The organism is Stenotrophomonas sp. Steno-Z10-HUANG, from assembly GCF_056393075.1.
Genome location: NZ_JBWJPA010000003.1, coordinates 70,674 through 86,451, shown reverse-complemented (window position 1 = coordinate 86,451; position 15,778 = coordinate 70,674). Strand labels below are relative to the sequence as shown.

Genomic DNA, 15,778 nt, shown 5'->3' with positions numbered 1-15,778 from the left:
GACCCATGAGTGCTTCCTCCTCCGCGCCGGCCCGCGACCGGCTGCGCATCGCCATCCAGAAGAGCGGGCGCCTGGCCGACCCGGCACGCAGCCTGCTGGCCGCCTGCGGGCTGAGCTGGCGGCAGAGCCGCGACAAGCTGTTCTGCTTTGGCGAATCGCTGCCGGTGGACCTGCTGCTGGTGCGCGACGACGATATCCCCGGGCTGATCGCCGATGGCGTCTGCGACCTGGGCGTGGTCGGCCTGAATGAACTGGACGAGCAGGCCAAGGCGCGCCGCCAGCTGGGCCTGGCCGATGCCTACCAGCCATTGCGCGGCCTGGGCTTCGGCCAGTGCCGGTTGATGATCGCCGTGCCCGAGGACTGGGAGTGGCAGGGCGTGGCGCAGTTGTCCGGCAAGCGCATCGCCACCAGTTACCCGGCCATCCTGGCCGCCTGGTTGCGGGACAAGGGCGTGGACGCACAGGTGGTGGAGCTGTCCGGCTCGGTGGAGATCGCGCCCAGGCTGGGCACCGCCGACCTGATCTGCGACCTGGTGTCCAGCGGCGCCACGCTCGCGGCCAACCAGCTCAAGCCGGTGGAGACGCTGCTGGACAGCGAGGCGGTGCTGGCCGGCCCGGTGCGTGAGCTGGACGACGCCCGCGCCGGGCTGATGGCGATGCTGCTGCGCCGCCTGGACGGCCTGAGCAGGGTGCAGGACCGCAAACTGCTGATGTTCTCGGCGGCCGAGGAGCGCGTGGACGCGCTGGCGCGGCTGCTGCCTGATGCCGAACCGCTGCTGCGGCTGCCCGGCGATGGCGGCGCGGTGCGCCTGCAGACCATGTGCAACGGCGCGCTGAGCTGGCAGCGGCTGGAGGAGCTGGAGCGCGCCGGTGCGCAGGGGCTGATGGTGCTGGCGGTGGAGAAGTCGCTGGCATGAACATCCTCGACTGGAATGCACTGGATGCCGACGCCCAGGCGCGCGCGCTGACCCGGCCGGCGCAGGCCGTGGCCACCCGGACCCGCGCCGCCGTCGCGGCCTTGATCGAGCAGGTCCGCGAGCGCGGCGATGCCGCGCTGCGCGACATCACCGCGCGCCTGGACGGGGTGACGCTGGAGCGCTTCGAGGTGAGCGAGGCCGAGTTCGCCGCCGCCGAGCTGGCGGTGCCGGCGGAATTGCGCATCGCCATGCAGCAGGCGGCCACGCGCATCGACACCTACCACCGCGCCGGCCTGGCCCAGCCGTACTCGGTGGAAACCGCACCGGGCGTGGTCTGCGGCAAGGTCATCCGGCCGATCGCCCGCGTCGGCCTGTACGTGCCGGCCGGCAGCGCGCCGTTGCCATCGACCGCGCTGATGCTGGGGGTGCCGGCGAAACTGGCCGGCTGCCGCGAGGTGGTGCTGTGCACGCCGCCGCGCCGGGATGGCTCCGCCGACCCGGCCGTGCTGGTGGCCGCGCGCCTGACCGGCGTGCACCGGGTCTACAAGATCGGCGGCGCGCAGGCGATCGCGGCGATGGCCTGGGGTACCGCGACCGTGCCGTCCTGCGACAAGCTGTTCGGCCCCGGCAACGCCTACGTCACCGAGGCCAAGCAGCAGGTGGCGCAGGCTGGCGCCGCCGCCATCGACATGCCGGCGGGGCCTTCGGAAGTGCTGGTGATCGCCGATGCCGGCGCCAACCCGGCGTTCGTCGCCGCCGACCTGCTGTCGCAGGCCGAACACGGCCCCGATTCGCAGGTGCTGCTGCTCAGTGACGACGCCGCGCTGATCGCCGCGGTGCGCGGGGAAGTGGAACGGCAGGTGGCGCGGCTGCCGCGCGAGGCCATCGCCCGCCAGGCGCTGGCGGCCTCGCTGCTGCTGCAGGTCGCATCGATCGAACAGGCGTTCTCCATTTCCAACCGCTACGCGCCCGAGCACCTGATCCTGGCGCTGCGCCAGCCGCGCGACTGGCTGGAGCGGGTGGAGGCGGCCGGTTCGGTGTTCCTGGGCGACTACACGCCCGAAGCGCTGGGCGACTACTGCTCGGGTACCAACCACGTGCTGCCCACCGCCGGCGCCGCGCGCGCCTACAGCGGGGTCAGCGTGGCCAGCTTCCAGAACCAGATCAGCGTGCAGGCCGCCAGCGCGCAGGGCATTGCCGGCATCGGCCCGTGTGCGCTGGTCATGGCCCGCGCCGAAGGGCTGGACGCGCACGCCAACGCGGTCGCGCTGCGGCTGGAGGTGGCGCCATGAGTGGCGTGCTTGACCTGGTGCGCGAGGACCTGCGCGGCTTCGCCGGGTATGCGTCCGCGCGCAGCACCCGGCTGGAGGGCGAGATCTGGCTCAATGCCAACGAATCGGCGTGGCCCAACCCCGGCGATGCCGGTGGGCTGTGCCGGCGTTATCCGGAGCCGCAGCCGCAGGCGCTGCGCGAGCGCCTGGCCACGCTCTATGGCTGTACCTCCGAGCAGTTGCTGGTCGGGCGCGGCAGCGACGAGGCCATCGACCTGCTGGTGCGGGCGCTGTGCGTGCCCGGCCGCGATGGCGTGCTGTACACGCCACCGGTGTTCGGCATGTACGCGGTCAGTGCGCGGCTGCAGAACGCGCCGGCGCTGGAGGTACCGCTGCGCGACGACGAGGCCGGGCTGGTGGCGGACATCGAGGCCATCATCGCTACCGCCAAACAGGGCAACGCACGCCTGGTGTTCCTGTGTTCGCCGTCCAACCCGGGCGGGCGGAGCATCGCGCTGGCGCAGGTCGAACAGGTGGCCGTGGCGCTGCGCGGGCAGGCGCTGGTGGTGGTGGACGAGGCCTATGCCGAGTTCGCCGACGAAGCCTCGGTGGTGAGCCTGCTGCCGCGCCACGACAACATCGCCGTGCTGCGCACGCTGTCCAAGGCGCATGCGCTGGCGGCGACACGGATCGGCTGCGTGATCGCCGACGCCAGCCTGATCGCGGTGCTGCGCCGCTGCCAAGCGCCCTATCCGATACCGGCGCCGTGCACGGCGCTGGCCTTGGATGGGCTGTCCGACGCGGCGCTGGCGCGCACGCGCGAACGCATCGCCGTGGTACGCGCCGAGCGCGAGCGCCTGGGCGCCGCGCTGGCACGCCTGCCCGGCGTGCGCCGGGTGTACCCGTCCGACGCCAATTTCCTGCTGGTGCGGCTGGTCGATGCCGAAGCCGCGTTCCAGCGGTTGCTGGTCGCCGGGGTGGTGGTGCGCGACCAGCGTGGCGCGCCGCAGCTGCACGACGCGCTGCGCATCACCCTGGGTACCCCTGAACAGAACGCGCGCGTGCTGGGCGTGCTCGCCACGCTGGAGTCCGCACCATGACCCCCATCCTGTTCGTCGACCGCGACGGCACCCTGATCGAGGAGCCGGCCGATTTCCAGATCGACGCCTACGAGAAGATCCGTTTCGTCAGGAACGTGATCCCGGCGATGCTGCGCCTGCGCGATGCCGGCTACCAGTTCGTGATCGTCTCCAACCAGGACGGGTTGGGCAGCGACAGCTACCCGCAGGCCAGCTTCGACGGCCCCAACGACCTGATGCTGCAGATCTTCGCCAGCCAGGGCATCGTATTCCGCGACGTGCTGGTGGACCCGAGCTGGCCGGCCGACAACAGCCCCAACCGCAAGCCGGGCATCGGCATGATGCTGCCGTACCTGCAGGACCGCTCGATCGACTGGGCGCGCTCGGCGATGGTCGGCGACCGGCCCACCGACATCCAGTTCGCGGACAACATGAAGATCCGGGGTTTCCAGCTGCGCACCCCGCAGTTCGGCGGCGACTGGGACTGGGACGGCATCGCCCACGAACTGGCCGATGCGCCGCGCCGCGCCGTCGTGCAGCGCGACACCAAGGAAACCCGGATCCGCGTGGCCGTCGATCTGGACAGGGTGGCGGCGTCGAAGATCGACACCGGCCTGCCGTTCTTCGACCACATGCTCGACCAGATCGGTCGCCACGGCGGCTTCGCGCTGGAGGTGCAGGCACGCGGCGACCTGCATATCGATGAGCACCACACCATCGAGGACACCGGCCTGGCCCTGGGCCAGGCGCTGCGCGAGGCGCTGGGCGACAAGCGTGGCATCGGCCGTTACGGCTTCACCCTGCCGATGGACGAAACCCTGGCCAGCGCCGCGCTGGATTTCAGCGGCCGCCCGTACTTCGTGTTCGACGGCGCGTTCAGGCGCGAACGGGTGGGCGACATGCCCACCGAACTAGTGCCGCATTTCTTCCGCTCGCTGTGCGATGCGGCCGGCCTGAACCTCAACCTCAAGGTCGAAGGCGACAACGACCACCACAAGGTCGAAGCCTGCTTCAAGGCGCTGGCGCGCGCGCTGCGCCAGGCGATCCGCCGCGAAGGCACCGAGCTGCCCTCGACCAAGGGGGCGTTGTGAGCACGGTCGGGCTGATCGACGCCGGCGGCGCCAACCTCGGCTCGGTGCGTTATGCGCTGGAACGGCTGGGCATGGCGGTGCGCATGGTGCGCGAGCCTTCCGACCTTGCAGGCACCTCGCGGGTGATCCTGCCGGGCGTCGGTGCCGCGGCCGAGGGCATGCGCCGGCTGCACGCGCAGGGGCTGGTGCAGCCGCTGCGCGACCTGCAGGTGCCGCTGCTGGGCATCTGCCTGGGCATGCAGCTGCTGTTCGAGGGGTCCGAGGAGGGCGGGGTGGACTGCCTGGGGCTGTTGCCCGGGGTGGTGCGGCGCCTGCACCCGGCGGTGGGCGTGCGGGTACCGCACATGGGCTGGAACAAGCTGCTTGCGCTGCGCGAGTCGCCGCTGCTGGACGGCGTGGCACCCGGCGCCAGCGCCTATTTCGTGCACAGCTACGCCGCACCGGTCACCTCCGATACCGTGGCCGCGTGCCACCACGGTGGCCTGTTCACCGCGGTGGTGCAGCGCGGCCGCCTGTGCGGCGCGCAGTTCCATCCCGAGCGTTCGGCCGGGCCGGGCGCGCGCATCCTGCGCAATTTCATCGAGACCGATTTTCCATGAGCTTTACCGTCTATCCCGCACTCGACATCCGCGACGGCCAGGTGGTGCGCCTGCTGCAGGGCGACTACGCGCAGCAGACGACCTATGGCGACGACCCGTTGCCGCGCGCGCAGGCCTTCGCCGCCGCCGGCGCGCAATGGATGCACCTGGTCGACCTGGATGCCGCCCGCGCCGGTGGCTACACCCTGGCACCACTGCTGTCACGCATCGCCACGAGCACCGCTTTGCACGTGCAGACCGGCGGTGGCGTGCGCGACCGTGACGACGTGGCGCGGATTCTCGACGCGGGCGCCAGCCGCGTGGTGATCGGCTCGCTGGCGGTACGCGAGCCGGCGCGGGTACTGGCCTGGCTGCAGGAATTCGGCGCCGAGCGGCTGACGATCGCGCTGGACACGCGGCAGGGCGATGACGGCGTCTGGCGCCTGCCGGTGCATGGCTGGACCGAGACCGCCGACGTGACCCTGGACGAACTGGCCGTGCGCTATGCGCAGGCCGGCATGCGGCACCTGCTGTGCACCGACATCGCCCGCGACGGCATGCTGTCCGGCCCCAACCTCGCGTTGTACGCCCACCTGTCGCGGTTGTTGCCCGGGGTGGCGGTGCAGGCATCCGGCGGCGTGCGCGATGTCGATGACGTCGCCGCCGTCCGCGCCGCCGGCTGTGCCGGCGCGGTGCTGGGCAAGGCGCTGCTCGAGGGCCGGATGCGGCTGCAGGAGGCGCTGGCATGCTGAGCCGCCGCATCATTCCCTGCCTGGACGTGCGCGATGGCCGGGTGGTCAAGGGCGTGCGTTTCCGCGACCACGTCGACATGGGCGACATCGCCGAGCTGGCGCTGCGCTACCGCGACCAGGGCGCCGATGAACTGGTGTTCTACGACATCTCCGCCAGCCCCGAGGGACGCTCGGTGGACCGCGCCTGGATCGAGCGCGTCGCGCGCCTGATCGACATTCCGTTCTGCGTGGCCGGCGGCATCCGCGACGTGGAAACCGCGCGCGGCATCCTCAACGCCGGTGCCGACAAGATATCGATCAATACCCCGGCGCTGGAGCGGCCGGCGCTGATCGGCGAACTGGCCGGGGCGTTCGGCCAGCAGTGCGTGGTGGTCGGCATCGATTCCATCCGCGAAGCCGATGGGCAGTGGCGCGTGCGCTCGTACACCGGCGACCCGGCGCGGACCCGCGACGAGGCGCGGCTGACCCTGGACTGGCTGCGCGAGGCGCAGCAGCGCGGTGCCGGCGAGATCGTACTCAACTGCATGGACAGCGACGGTGTGCGCAAGGGCTACGACATCGCCCAGCTGCGCCAGGCCCGCGCCCTGTGCAGCGTGCCGTTGATCGCCTCCGGCGGCGCCGGGACACCGCGCCATTTCGCCGACGTGTTCGAGCAGGCCGACGTCGATGGCGCCCTGGCCGCCAGCGTGTTCCACTCCGGCGCCATCGGCATCCCGGAACTCAAGCGCTTCCTGCGCGAACAACAGATCGAGGTGCGCGATGTCTATTGAGAAACCGTTCGACCCGGCCGCGCTGGACTGGGACAAGGTCGGCGGGCTGCTGCCGGTCATCGTGCAGGACGCGGCCACACTGCGCGTACTGATGCTCGGCTACATGGACCGCGCCGCGCTGGACCGGACCCTGCGCGACGGCAAGGTCACCTTTTTCAGCCGCAGCAGGCAGCGCCTGTGGACCAAGGGCGAGACCTCGGGCCACCACCTGGAACTGGTGACCATCCGTACCGACTGCGACGGCGATACCCTGCTGGTCACGGCGCACCCGCACGGGCCCACCTGCCACACCGGCAGCAGCAGTTGCTTCGGCGATGCGCCGGGGCAGTTCCTGGGCGCGCTGGACGCGCTGGTGCGGCAGCGCGAACACGACCGCCCGCTCAACAGCTATACCACCAAGCTGTTCGAGAAGGGCACCCGCCACATCGCGCAGAAGGTGGGCGAGGAAGGCGTGGAGACGGCGCTTGCCGGGGTGGTCCAGCACGACGACGAGCTGTTGGGCGAGTCGGCCGACCTGCTGTTCCACCTGATCGTGCTGCTGCGCGCGCGTGGGCTGTCGCTGGACGATGCGGTGGCGGTGCTGGCGCAGCGCCACGCCAAGGCGGCGGAGAAGGCGGCGCGCTGAGTGATGCGGCCGCCGCGGCGGAGCGCCCGGGCGGCCTGCCGCCATGCGCGCGGCGCATGACGGCGCGATAATGCCGGCCTGTCCGTTCGCCTGACGAGGCTTGCATGCGCCATTACCTGTTCGCCGGCCTGCTGCTGGCCTGTGCGCCGCTGACCGCGGCCGCGTCCTGCGTGGAGGGGGCGGTGTTCGACGATGCCAACGGCAATGGCGTGCGCGACCCCGGCGAACAGCCGCTGCCGGGCATCCGTGTTTCCGACGGCGAGCACATCGCGCTCACCGCCCGCGACGGCCGCTACCGCCTGCCGGATTCGGCGCAGCCCACGGTGTTCGTCATCAAACCTGCCGGCCGCCGCGCCGCGGCGCGCGCCGACGGGCTGCCGGACATCTGGCGCCCGCGCGCGGGCGAGACCGAAGGCGGGCAGTGCCGGCCGTTCGCGCTGGTGCCGCAGCCGGATGCGCCGGCCAGCTTCCAGGCGCTGGTGATGGCCGACAGCCAGACTTCCAGCGCGCTGGACGTGGACTACTTCGAGCGCGACATCGTCGCGCCGCTGCGCGGCCGTCACTCAGCGCGGCTGGGCATGACCCTGGGCGACATCAGCAACGACGATCCGGCGCTGTACCCGTTGCTGGTCAAGGCGGTTACGTCGCTCGGGGTGCCGTGGCTGCACGTGCCGGGCAACCACGACATGGACCTGGGCGCGCGCAGCGATGCCGCGTCGCTGGACAGCTTCCACCGCCAGCTCGGCCCGGATACCCATGCCTGGGAAGAGCCGTCGATGGTGTTCATCGGCCTGGACGACGTGGTCGCCCAGCCGGGGCAGAAGCCGGCATATGTCGGCGGCCTGCGCGAGGACCAGTTCGCTTTCCTCGAGCGCTACCTGCCGACCGTGCCCAAGGACCGGCTGGTGGTGCTGGGGCTGCATATTCCGCTGTTCGACCACGCGTTCCGCGCCGCGGACCGCGCGCGCCTGTTCGCGTTGCTGGAGCAGGTGCCGCACCCGCTGGTGCTCAGCGGCCACACCCACAACCAGCGCCAGGTGTTCTGGAGCGCGGCGCAGGGCTGGAAGGGTACGCGCCCGCTGCACGAGTACAACGTGGGCGCCGCCTGCGGTGCGTTCTGGTCGGGAGTGAAGGACGCGCAGGGCATCCCCGACACCACCATGTCCGATGGCACGCCCAATGGCTACGGTCTGCTCAACGTGCAGCCGCAGGGCCGCTACAGCGTGGAGTACCGGGTCGCGCGCGCGCCCGAGGACGAGCAGATCGCGCTGCATGCGCCCAAGGTGCTGCGCCGCGGCGCGTATCCGGCGTGGGGCGTGTACGCCAACGTCTACATGGGCCATGACGGCCTGCCGGTGGAATTCCGCGTCGACGCTGGTGACTGGCAGCCGATGAAACGCGTCGAGCAGCCCGACCCACGGCTGCTGGCCGAGAACGTGGCCGACGACCAGTCCGACAGCCTGCGCGGCTATGACCGCTCGCCCGAAGCCACGCCGTCCACGCACCTGTGGCGCGCGGCGTTGCCGACCCGGCTGGAGGTGGGCGAACACACGGTCGAGGTACGCACCACGCTCAACGGCCGCGAGTACCGCAGCCGCACGACCTACCATCTGCAGGATGCGAGCCCCTGAGCGCGGGGCTCAGGGCTGCGGGCGCTGCAGCCGCCTGTGTACGTCGGGCAGGCCGATCAACGCGGCGCTGCCGTAATAGGCGTGGTATTCGGCCACCATCTCGCCGTTGACCAGCACCGGGTCGGTCGCGGCGAGCCGGCGCGCTTCCTCGATGTCGGCCACGGCGAAGACGAACAGTCCGCGCCAGCCGTCCACGCCGTCCAGCGGGCCGGCCAGCACCAGCTTGCCCTCGTCGGACAGCCGCTGCATGTTGGCGAAGTGGCCACGGAACATCGCATCGCGCTCCGGTCCGGCCGGCATGCGTTTCGGCCCGGTCTTGAGGATGACCAGCACGTAGGCGCGCATGCCGCGCTCGTCGGCGCCGAATCGGGCTGCCAGCGCCGCGTCGTACGCCGGCGGCTCCACCGCGTGCGCGGCCATCGGCAGGGCGGACAGAAGCAGGGCGGCGAGCAGGCCGGCGCGCAGGACGGTCATGGCGTTTTCCCCGGGAGCATGTGCCGGCATCGTAGCGCAGGGCGGCCGCTACACTGCGGCTCCCCCGAACGGCGATCCCTTGCATGCCCACGCTCCGTACCCTCGCGCCCGTCCTGCTTGTCCTGGCGCTCGGTGCCTGCCGCCTGCCCGCGCTGGAAGGCGCGCAGGGAACGGCCGAACCGATGGATGCCGACCGCGTGCTGATCGGCCGGGTGCAGGGGGGAGGGCCCGCCAGCCCGCTTTCCGGGCAGGATGTGGTCATCGAGGCCGTGGTCGTGCGCAGCCTGATGGGCGACGGCGACGACGTCGCCCAGGCCATGGGCGAGACGCTGGGCGAGGGCAACCGCGGCCGGGTGGTGGGCTGGTTCGTGCAGGACGAAGGCGACGGCGATCCGACGACCTCCGACGCGCTGTTCGTGATGGACCAGGGCTACGACACCAGCATCAACCTGCCGGCGGAAGCCGAATACACGCTGCGGCTCGGTTCGCTGGTGCGCACCGGCGACCGCGTCACGGTGCGCGGCACGGTGGCGGAGCTGCCCCTGCAAACCGCCGCCGAGCAGCCGCGCAGCAGCGGCCACCGCGTGGCGCGTGGCGACCCCGCCGGCAGCATGACCGCCGTCCTGGCCCACGCCATCACCCTGCTGGAGCCGCGCGATCGCGCGCGCGCCATCGCGCCGGAAGCCGTAGCCCCCGCGCGGGCGCAAGAGGAAGCGGTGGAGGGCATGCGCCTACAGGCGCCGGGCCCGGCGCAGCCGCACTGATCCGGCGTCACTTGCCGGCTGTCTAGCGCGACCTGTTGCCGGCCGACGCCGTATCACCGCCGGCCGACGGCGCGTGCACGAACGGGTAGGGTACCGGCGCACTTGCCGGCAGCCCGGCGCGCCAGCGCGCGAGCACCGGCGCGATCGCCCTGCCGGCGGCGAACTGGGGATGCGATGGCAGCTCGCCTTCCTGCTTCTCGCGCCGGCGAACGCTGTCGCGGGCCATGCCGAAGGCGGCGGCGAAGTCGTCGGTGGCGTTCAGCGCCTCGACCAGGAACGCGCGACCGAACCAGGTGGCGCTGTCGGTGTTGCCGCAGCCGAAGGACGGGCGGTCGCTGCGCGCGGCGGTGACGAGCATGCGGTTGGCAGCCTTCAGCACCGGCACGAAGCCCCCCGAATAGCAGGCCGAGACCACGATCACCGCATTGCCGATGCCCGCGTCTTCCAGCAGCTGCGCCAGGTCCTCCGGCGTCAGGTAGTCCTCCTGGTCCGGGCCGGTGTGCAGGTAGAAGCTGCTGTCGTCCAGGCCATGGCTGCTCAGGTACACGAACAACATGTCCTCGCGTGGGTCCAGCACCTGCCCCAGCCCGTCCAGTGCGCGGCCGATGCTCTCGTAGGTCGCCGGCGGCAGTGGCGCCTCGCCGGGCAGCGTGTCCGGCTGGTTGACCAGCGCGACCATGCGGCCGTCGGCGTCCCAGCGCCGCGCCGACAGCTGTCGCAGGTAAAGCACTTCGTTGCGGAACACGTCCTCGTCGGCGTCGCCGGCCACCCCCAGCACATACAGGTCAGTCACGCCGGGCCGTTGCGGCGGCAGCCGCGCGAGCAGGCCGTCGAGCAGGGCGCGTTGCGGGGCATCCAGTGCCGGCGTGGTCGGCACCCACGGCGGCTGGTCGGCGCTACCCGCCAGCACCGGCCAGCTGCCGGCCAGCATCACCCCGGCCAGCCACAGCCGGCGCAGCGCAAGGGAACGGGAACGCGGCGGTCGCGGTGTTTCCGGCATCGGCAATCGGCTCTGGTGGGACGCCGGCAGCGTTGCAGGGGGCCGCGCCGGACGCAAGCAGGAGCGCCGCCAGGGCCGCCGCTGCGGATGCGGCGGCGATGGCTCAGCGTCGGTGGCGCAACCCGAAATAGATCGGCAGCCCGGCCACGACCAGGCCCGCGCCCCACAACAGGGCTTCGGTGCCGATGCCGCCAAGCGCGTAGAGGCTGAAGGCCAGCGCGCCGGCGGCGGCCAGCCGCGAGCCCCTGCCGTCGCCGCGCCACAGCCACGCGGCGGCACCGGCGAGGTAGGGCAGCAGGGTGGCGGCGGTGGACAGCAGCACCGAGAATTTGAACAGGTCCACCAGCGAGCGGTTGTAGTTGCTGATCACCAGCACGCTGGCCAGCACGCAGCTGACGATGACGCCGAACGCCGGGGCGCCGCGCGCGTTCTCGCGGGCGAAGGCGCGCGGCAGCACGCCATCGCGGGCCGCGGCCAACGGCAACTGCGCCGCCAGCAGGGTCCAGCCGTTGAGCGCGCCGACGCAGGACACCGCCATGACCACCGCCAGCAGCACGCCGGCCGCCGGCCCCCACAATGCCGCCGCGGCGTCGGCCATCGGTGCGCTGGAGCGGGCCAGCACGTCGGCCGGCAGCAGGCCGAGCACGGTGGTGCAGGCCAGCACCGTGGCGATGCCGGCGATCGCGGTGCCGGCCACGGTGGCGCGGGCCACGGTCCGCGGCGCATCGTCGACCGATCCGGCCGGCACGGTGGCCGCTTCCAGCCCGATCATCGCCCACAGCGTCAGCGCCACGGTGGCGGCGGCCACGCTGCCCAGCGATTCACCGCTGGGATTGAACGGCACGTAGTGGCGCGCATCGACGAACCACAGCGCCACCAGCCCGAACAGCAGCAGCGGCACCACTTTCAGTACGGTGGTCAGCAGTTGCAGGCGGCCGGCCTCGCGCAGCCCCGCCAGGTTGACGCCGGCGCACAGCCACAACGCGGCCAGGCCGCAGCCGGCCGCGCGCACCGGGGTGGCGGTCAGGGACGGGAAGATGGCACCGATGCTGCCGGCGAAGGCCACCGCGATGGCGGCGATGGCACACCACATCGAGATCCAGTAGCTCCATGCCACCACGAAACCGGGCAGTTCGCCGAAGGCGTTGCGCGCGAACACATACGGCCCACCGGTCTGCGGCCAGCGCCGCGCCAGGCGGGCGAAAGTGACCGCCAACAGCAGCGCACCGCACAGGGTGATGGCCCAGCCGACCAGGGTGGCGGCGCCGTAGGGGGCCAGCGTGGCCGGCAGCAGGAAGGTGCCGGAGCCGATCATGCTGCCCACGACCAAGGCGGTGGCGGACCAGAAGCCCAGCGGGCGGTGGGGGGTAGTCATCAGGAGCCAGGGAACGGGGCGCGGCCACGGGTACCGGGGCACCGGGTCGGGCGGAAGGGGGAGGCGCCTGCGGCAACGGGCGCGGGAACGGGCGCGGATTATGACGCGTTGCCGGCGCGGCGGCGATGGTCGCCGCGGCAATGACCTTTGGCCCTTTCCCCGGCGGGAGTGCTGCGTGGACGCTGGTGGCTTCCTGCATCCGATGGATTCCCGCATGAAGCTGCGTCCCCTGGCCCTGTCCGTTTCGCTGTCCCTGGCCACCGTGCTGGCTGCCTGTTCCCCCTCCACGCAACCGGCCGCGGGCGACGCCGCCGGCGAGGCGGCGCAGGCCGACAAGGCCGCCCGGCTCAACCAGCTCTATGCCGATTACTGGGAGGGCGTGCTCAAGCTGAACCCGCTGCAGGCCACCTTCCAGGGCGACAACCGCTACAACGACCAGCTGCCGGATTTCGGCTCGGCGCAGTTCCGCAGGCAGAGCCACGACTTCACCGCCGAATGGCTGGCCAAGGCGGAGAAGATCGGCGATGCCGGGCTGGCCGGGCAGGACCTGCTCAGCTACCGCATCTTCGTCCAGGAGCAGAAGCAGTCGCTGGAAGGGGAGAAGTTCCCCGGCTGGATGATGCCGGTCAACCAGATGGGCTCGACCGTGAGCTACGCGGTGATGCTGGGTTCGGGCCAGGTCGCGCAGCCGTTCAAGACGGTGAAGGACTACGACAACTGGCTGGCGCGCGCCGCGCGCATCCCGGTGCTGCTGGACACCGAGATCGCCAACATGCGCGAAGGCATGAAGGCCGGGGTGGTGCAGCCGCGCGTGCTGATGGAAAAGGTGGTGCCGCAGTTCGACGAGATCCTGGCGGCCAAGGGCGCCGAGGACAGCCAGTTCTGGGGGCCGATCAAGGCGATGCCGGCCGATTTCGCGCAGGCCGACAAGGAGCGCCTGACCGCGGCCTACCGCACGCTGATCGAGCAGCAGCTGCTGCCGGCGATCAGGAAGCAGCGTGACTTCATCGCCAACGAGTACCTGCCGGCGACCCGCGACACGGTGGGCCTGGACGCGCTGCCCGACGGCAAGGCGTGGTATGCCTTCAACGCCAGGGAGAGCACCACCACCACGCAGACCCCGGAGCAGATCCACGAGATCGGCCTGAAGGAAGTGGAGCGCATCCACGGCGAGATCCGCACGGTGATGCAGCAGGTCGGCTTCAAGGGCTCGCTGCAGGACTTCTTCAAGTTCATGCAGCACGACAAGCAGTTCGAGTTCGGCTCCGAAGCGGCGCTGCTGGAGCATTACCGCGGGCTGGAAGCCAAGATCAACGGCAACGTGCCCAAGCTGTTCTCGCTGACGCCGAAGGCCGGTTTCGAGATCCGCCCGATCGAGGCGTTCCGCGCCAAGTCGGCGGCCGGCGGCGAGTATATGCAGCCCAGCGAGGACGGCAGCCGCCCGGGCATCTTCTACGTCAACACCTACGACCTGCCGACCCGCAAGACCTGGGACGCGGAGGACCTGTTCCTGCACGAGGCGATTCCGGGCCACCACTTCCAGCTGGCGCTGCAGCAGGAACTGCAGGGCGTGCCGGCGTTCCGCCGCTTCGGCGGCGAAACCGCCTTCATCGAAGGCTGGGGCCTGTACGCCGAGAGCCTGGGCAAGGACCTGGGCGTGTACACCGACCCGTACAGCTATTTCGGCCGCCTGCAGGGCGAGCTGTGGCGCGCGGTGCGGCTGGTGGTGGACACCGGCCTGCACGCCAAGGGCTGGAGCCGCCAGCAGGTGCTGGATTACATGTTCGCCAATTCCTCGGTGAGCGAGCCCGATGCGGTGGCCGAGGCCGAGCGCTACATCGCATGGCCGGGCCAGGCGCTGGCCTACAAGACCGGCGAGCTGAAGATCCAGGAGCTGCGGCGGCGTGCCGAACAGAAGCTCGGCGGCAAGTTCGACATCCGCCAGTTCCATGCCGAGGTGCTGAAGGACGGTTCGGTGCCGCTGGACGTGCTGGAAGAGAAGGTCGACGGCTGGATCGCCGCCCAGGGCGGCTGAGCGGCGCCGGGCACCGACGCGGCGGCCACGTGGCCGCCGTCGTCGCCCGGTACCGGAGCTTGCTGCCGTGCCGGCACCGGCCGGCGCCACCCCGCTGCCGCTGCGCCGCGGGAACGCACTGGTGCAACCGGCGCACTCGCCGCACGGCGGGCGCCTGCCGCATCATTCCTCCCCTCCCTTGAACGTCTTTCCGGCTGCCGGACGGCCGCGTCCGCGCCGGCCCGGCTGCTCCCCCGCCGATGACCCTGATCGTATCGTTGCTCCTGCCGCTGCTTGCCCTGTGGTTGTGGTGGCCCGTGCCGTTCCCGGACCGGCGGCAGCGCCGCTGGCACCTTGGCACCAGCGTGGCGCTTGCCCTGCTGGGCGTGGCCCTGGCCGCGCTGTGGCGCATGGATGTCCTGGCGTACGCGGCCGAAGCCTGGATCCAGCTGGTGTTCGGCTGGGTGCTGGCGATGTTCGTGATGCTGCTGGTGTTCCTGCCGTTGCGCGAGCTGGGCTGGCTGCTGTCGCGACGGGCGCCGCGCACTTCGACGCTGGCCACCGCATGGCACGGCGTGCGCGGCAACCAGCTGGCCGCCGCGGTGATCGTGCTGCTGGCCACGCTCGGCATCGTCAATGGCCTGAAGCCACCAGCGGTGCATGAGCGTGCGCTGGTTGTGCCGGGCCTGCCACAGGAACTCGATGGCCTGCGCATGGCGGTGATCGCCGACCTGCACGCCAGCCCGGTCAAGCGCGCCTGGCGCACGCGGAAGGTGGTCGATGCGGTAATGGCCGCGCGCCCCGACCTGATCGTGCTGCCCGGCGACATGGTCGACGGCGAGGTCGGGGACACGGCGGCGTTCGTCGCCCCGCTGGCCGGACTGGCCGCGCCATACGGCGTATGGGTGGCGCCGGGCAACCACGAGTACTACCACGGCTACCGGCGCTGGATGGCGCACTTCCGCGGCATGGGCCTGGGCGTGCTGGAGAACCAGACCGCGCGGCTCTACATCCACGGCCGCACGCTGGCGGTGTCCGGCGTGGGCGACCTGGCCGCGCTGCGTCCCAGTGCCTACATGCGTGGCGGGCTCGCGCCCGACCTGCCGGCGGTGATCGCCGCCGGCAAGGGGGCCGACGCGCACATCCTGCTCGCCCACCAGCCGAAGCAGGCGCGTGCGGCCGCGGCCACCGGCGCGTTCGACCTGCAGGTATCCGGCCATACCCACGGCGGCCACATGCTGGGGTTCGACCGCTGGGTGGTGGCGCCGGCCAACCACGGCTTCGTCCGCGGCGACTACCGGGTCGGGCCGATGACCCTGTTCGTCAGCAGTGGTGCCGGGCAATGGGACGGCTTCGGCGTGCGCCTGGGCGTTCCCTCCAGCATCGACCTGCTGGTACTGAAGGCTGCGCCCGCCCGCGCCCGTTGAGGGCGTCCGC

At 71.6% G+C, this 15,778-nt stretch carries 15 protein-coding genes; 12 read left to right on the top strand and 3 right to left on the bottom strand.

Going from position 1 to position 15,778, the window contains the following annotated elements; translation table 11 throughout:
* Positions 1–5: 5 nt before the first annotated feature.
* The 9 genes from hisG to AC06E6_RS05440 all read left to right on the top strand — a co-directional run bounded on the left by hisG (position 6) and on the right by AC06E6_RS05440 (position 8,714).
* Complete coding sequence (gene hisG, locus AC06E6_RS05480; protein ID WP_104938942.1) at positions 6–917, top strand: ATP phosphoribosyltransferase; 912 nt, start codon at positions 6–8, stop codon at positions 915–917.
* On the top strand, positions 914–2,209 hold the full coding sequence (hisD, locus tag AC06E6_RS05475) for a histidinol dehydrogenase (protein WP_478060543.1): 1,296 nt from the start codon (positions 914–916) through the stop codon (positions 2,207–2,209). Before hisG ends, hisD begins: the two co-directional genes overlap by 4 nt.
* Positions 2,206–3,288 carry a histidinol-phosphate transaminase gene (gene hisC, locus AC06E6_RS05470; RefSeq protein WP_478060542.1) on the top strand — a complete coding sequence of 361 codons (1,083 nt, stop codon included), beginning with the start codon at positions 2,206–2,208 and terminating at the stop codon, positions 3,286–3,288. The genes hisD and hisC overlap by 4 nt, the downstream gene beginning before the upstream one ends.
* On the top strand, positions 3,285–4,358 hold the full coding sequence (gene hisB / locus AC06E6_RS05465) for a bifunctional histidinol-phosphatase/imidazoleglycerol-phosphate dehydratase HisB (RefSeq protein ID WP_313248536.1): 1,074 nt from the start codon (positions 3,285–3,287) through the stop codon (positions 4,356–4,358). The genes hisC and hisB overlap by 4 nt, the downstream gene beginning before the upstream one ends.
* Positions 4,355–4,957 carry an imidazole glycerol phosphate synthase subunit HisH gene (gene hisH, locus AC06E6_RS05460; RefSeq protein ID WP_478060541.1) on the top strand — a complete coding sequence of 201 codons (603 nt, stop codon included), beginning with the start codon at positions 4,355–4,357 and terminating at the stop codon, positions 4,955–4,957. Before hisB ends, hisH begins: the two co-directional genes overlap by 4 nt.
* Positions 4,954–5,688, top strand: coding sequence for a 1-(5-phosphoribosyl)-5-[(5-phosphoribosylamino)methylideneamino]imidazole-4-carboxamide isomerase (gene hisA / locus AC06E6_RS05455; protein ID WP_312347440.1), 735 nt, complete (start codon positions 4,954–4,956; stop codon positions 5,686–5,688). The genes hisH and hisA overlap by 4 nt, the downstream gene beginning before the upstream one ends.
* Positions 5,682–6,458 (top strand): imidazole glycerol phosphate synthase subunit HisF, encoded by a 777-nt coding sequence (gene hisF, locus AC06E6_RS05450; RefSeq protein WP_312347443.1) that lies wholly within the window; start codon positions 5,682–5,684, stop codon positions 6,456–6,458. The genes hisA and hisF overlap by 7 nt, the downstream gene beginning before the upstream one ends.
* Positions 6,448–7,083: a bifunctional phosphoribosyl-AMP cyclohydrolase/phosphoribosyl-ATP diphosphatase HisIE gene (gene hisIE / locus AC06E6_RS05445; protein ID WP_312347446.1), complete on the top strand. Its 636-nt coding sequence runs from the start codon at positions 6,448–6,450 to the stop codon at positions 7,081–7,083. Before hisF ends, hisIE begins: the two co-directional genes overlap by 11 nt.
* Before the next feature lie 104 nt (positions 7,084–7,187).
* Positions 7,188–8,714, top strand: coding sequence for a calcineurin-like phosphoesterase C-terminal domain-containing protein (locus tag AC06E6_RS05440; protein ID WP_478060539.1), 1,527 nt, complete (start codon positions 7,188–7,190; stop codon positions 8,712–8,714).
* Between the two features lie 9 nt (positions 8,715–8,723).
* Here the strand turns inward: AC06E6_RS05440 and AC06E6_RS05435 are convergent, their stop codons facing one another.
* Positions 8,724–9,188 (bottom strand): YciI family protein, encoded by a 465-nt coding sequence (locus AC06E6_RS05435; protein WP_240212033.1) that lies wholly within the window; start codon positions 9,186–9,188, stop codon positions 8,724–8,726.
* An 83-nt stretch (positions 9,189–9,271) separates the two neighbouring features.
* Here AC06E6_RS05435 and AC06E6_RS05430 point away from each other — a divergent pair, with 83 nt between their 5' ends.
* Positions 9,272–9,952: a single stranded DNA-binding domain-containing protein gene (locus AC06E6_RS05430; RefSeq protein WP_409475462.1), complete on the top strand. Its 681-nt coding sequence runs from the start codon at positions 9,272–9,274 to the stop codon at positions 9,950–9,952.
* Positions 9,953–9,974: 22 nt separating this feature from the next.
* Here the strand turns inward: AC06E6_RS05430 and AC06E6_RS05425 are convergent, their stop codons facing one another.
* Together AC06E6_RS05425 and AC06E6_RS05420 are read right to left on the bottom strand one after the other, a co-directional pair.
* Complete coding sequence (locus AC06E6_RS05425) at positions 9,975–10,952, bottom strand: C13 family peptidase (RefSeq protein WP_478060536.1); 978 nt, start codon at positions 10,950–10,952, stop codon at positions 9,975–9,977.
* Positions 10,953–11,055: 103 nt separating this feature from the next.
* Positions 11,056–12,327, bottom strand: a complete 1,272-nt coding sequence (locus AC06E6_RS05420) for an amino acid permease (protein ID WP_313231002.1) — start codon at positions 12,325–12,327, stop codon at positions 11,056–11,058.
* A gap of 202 nt (positions 12,328–12,529) precedes the next feature.
* On the opposite strand from AC06E6_RS05420, the gene AC06E6_RS05415 reads away from it, so the two are divergent.
* Complete coding sequence (locus tag AC06E6_RS05415; RefSeq protein WP_478060534.1) at positions 12,530–14,362, top strand: DUF885 domain-containing protein; 1,833 nt, start codon at positions 12,530–12,532, stop codon at positions 14,360–14,362.
* 239 nt (positions 14,363–14,601) lie between these two features.
* Complete coding sequence (locus tag AC06E6_RS05410) at positions 14,602–15,768, top strand: metallophosphoesterase (RefSeq protein ID WP_478060532.1); 1,167 nt, start codon at positions 14,602–14,604, stop codon at positions 15,766–15,768.
* Positions 15,769–15,778 lie beyond the last annotated feature (10 nt).

Bases quoted from the DNA above. Each gene is read 5' to 3' on its own strand.
- hisC (WP_478060542.1), top strand. From the start codon at position 2,206: ATGAGTGGCGTGCTTGACCTGGTGCGCGAGGACCTGCGCGGCTTCGCC.
- AC06E6_RS05430 (WP_409475462.1), top strand. From the start codon at position 9,272: ATGCCCACGCTCCGTACCCTCGCGCCCGTCCTGCTTGTCCTGGCGCTC.
- AC06E6_RS05420 (WP_313231002.1), bottom strand. From the start codon at position 12,327: ATGACTACCCCCCACCGCCCGCTGGGCTTCTGGTCCGCCACCGCCTTG.
- AC06E6_RS05425 (WP_478060536.1), bottom strand. From the start codon at position 10,952: ATGCCGGAAACACCGCGACCGCCGCGTTCCCGTTCCCTTGCGCTGCGC.
- AC06E6_RS05415 (WP_478060534.1), top strand. From the start codon at position 12,530: ATGGATTCCCGCATGAAGCTGCGTCCCCTGGCCCTGTCCGTTTCGCTG.
- AC06E6_RS05435 (WP_240212033.1), bottom strand. From the start codon at position 9,188: ATGACCGTCCTGCGCGCCGGCCTGCTCGCCGCCCTGCTTCTGTCCGCC.
- hisB (WP_313248536.1), top strand. From the start codon at position 3,285: ATGACCCCCATCCTGTTCGTCGACCGCGACGGCACCCTGATCGAGGAG.
- hisA (WP_312347440.1), top strand. From the start codon at position 4,954: ATGAGCTTTACCGTCTATCCCGCACTCGACATCCGCGACGGCCAGGTG.
- hisF (WP_312347443.1), top strand. From the start codon at position 5,682: ATGCTGAGCCGCCGCATCATTCCCTGCCTGGACGTGCGCGATGGCCGG.
- hisIE (WP_312347446.1), top strand. From the start codon at position 6,448: ATGTCTATTGAGAAACCGTTCGACCCGGCCGCGCTGGACTGGGACAAG.
- AC06E6_RS05410 (WP_478060532.1), top strand. From the start codon at position 14,602: ATGACCCTGATCGTATCGTTGCTCCTGCCGCTGCTTGCCCTGTGGTTG.
- AC06E6_RS05440 (WP_478060539.1), top strand. From the start codon at position 7,188: ATGCGCCATTACCTGTTCGCCGGCCTGCTGCTGGCCTGTGCGCCGCTG.
- hisD (WP_478060543.1), top strand. From the start codon at position 914: ATGAACATCCTCGACTGGAATGCACTGGATGCCGACGCCCAGGCGCGC.
- hisG (WP_104938942.1), top strand. From the start codon at position 6: ATGAGTGCTTCCTCCTCCGCGCCGGCCCGCGACCGGCTGCGCATCGCC.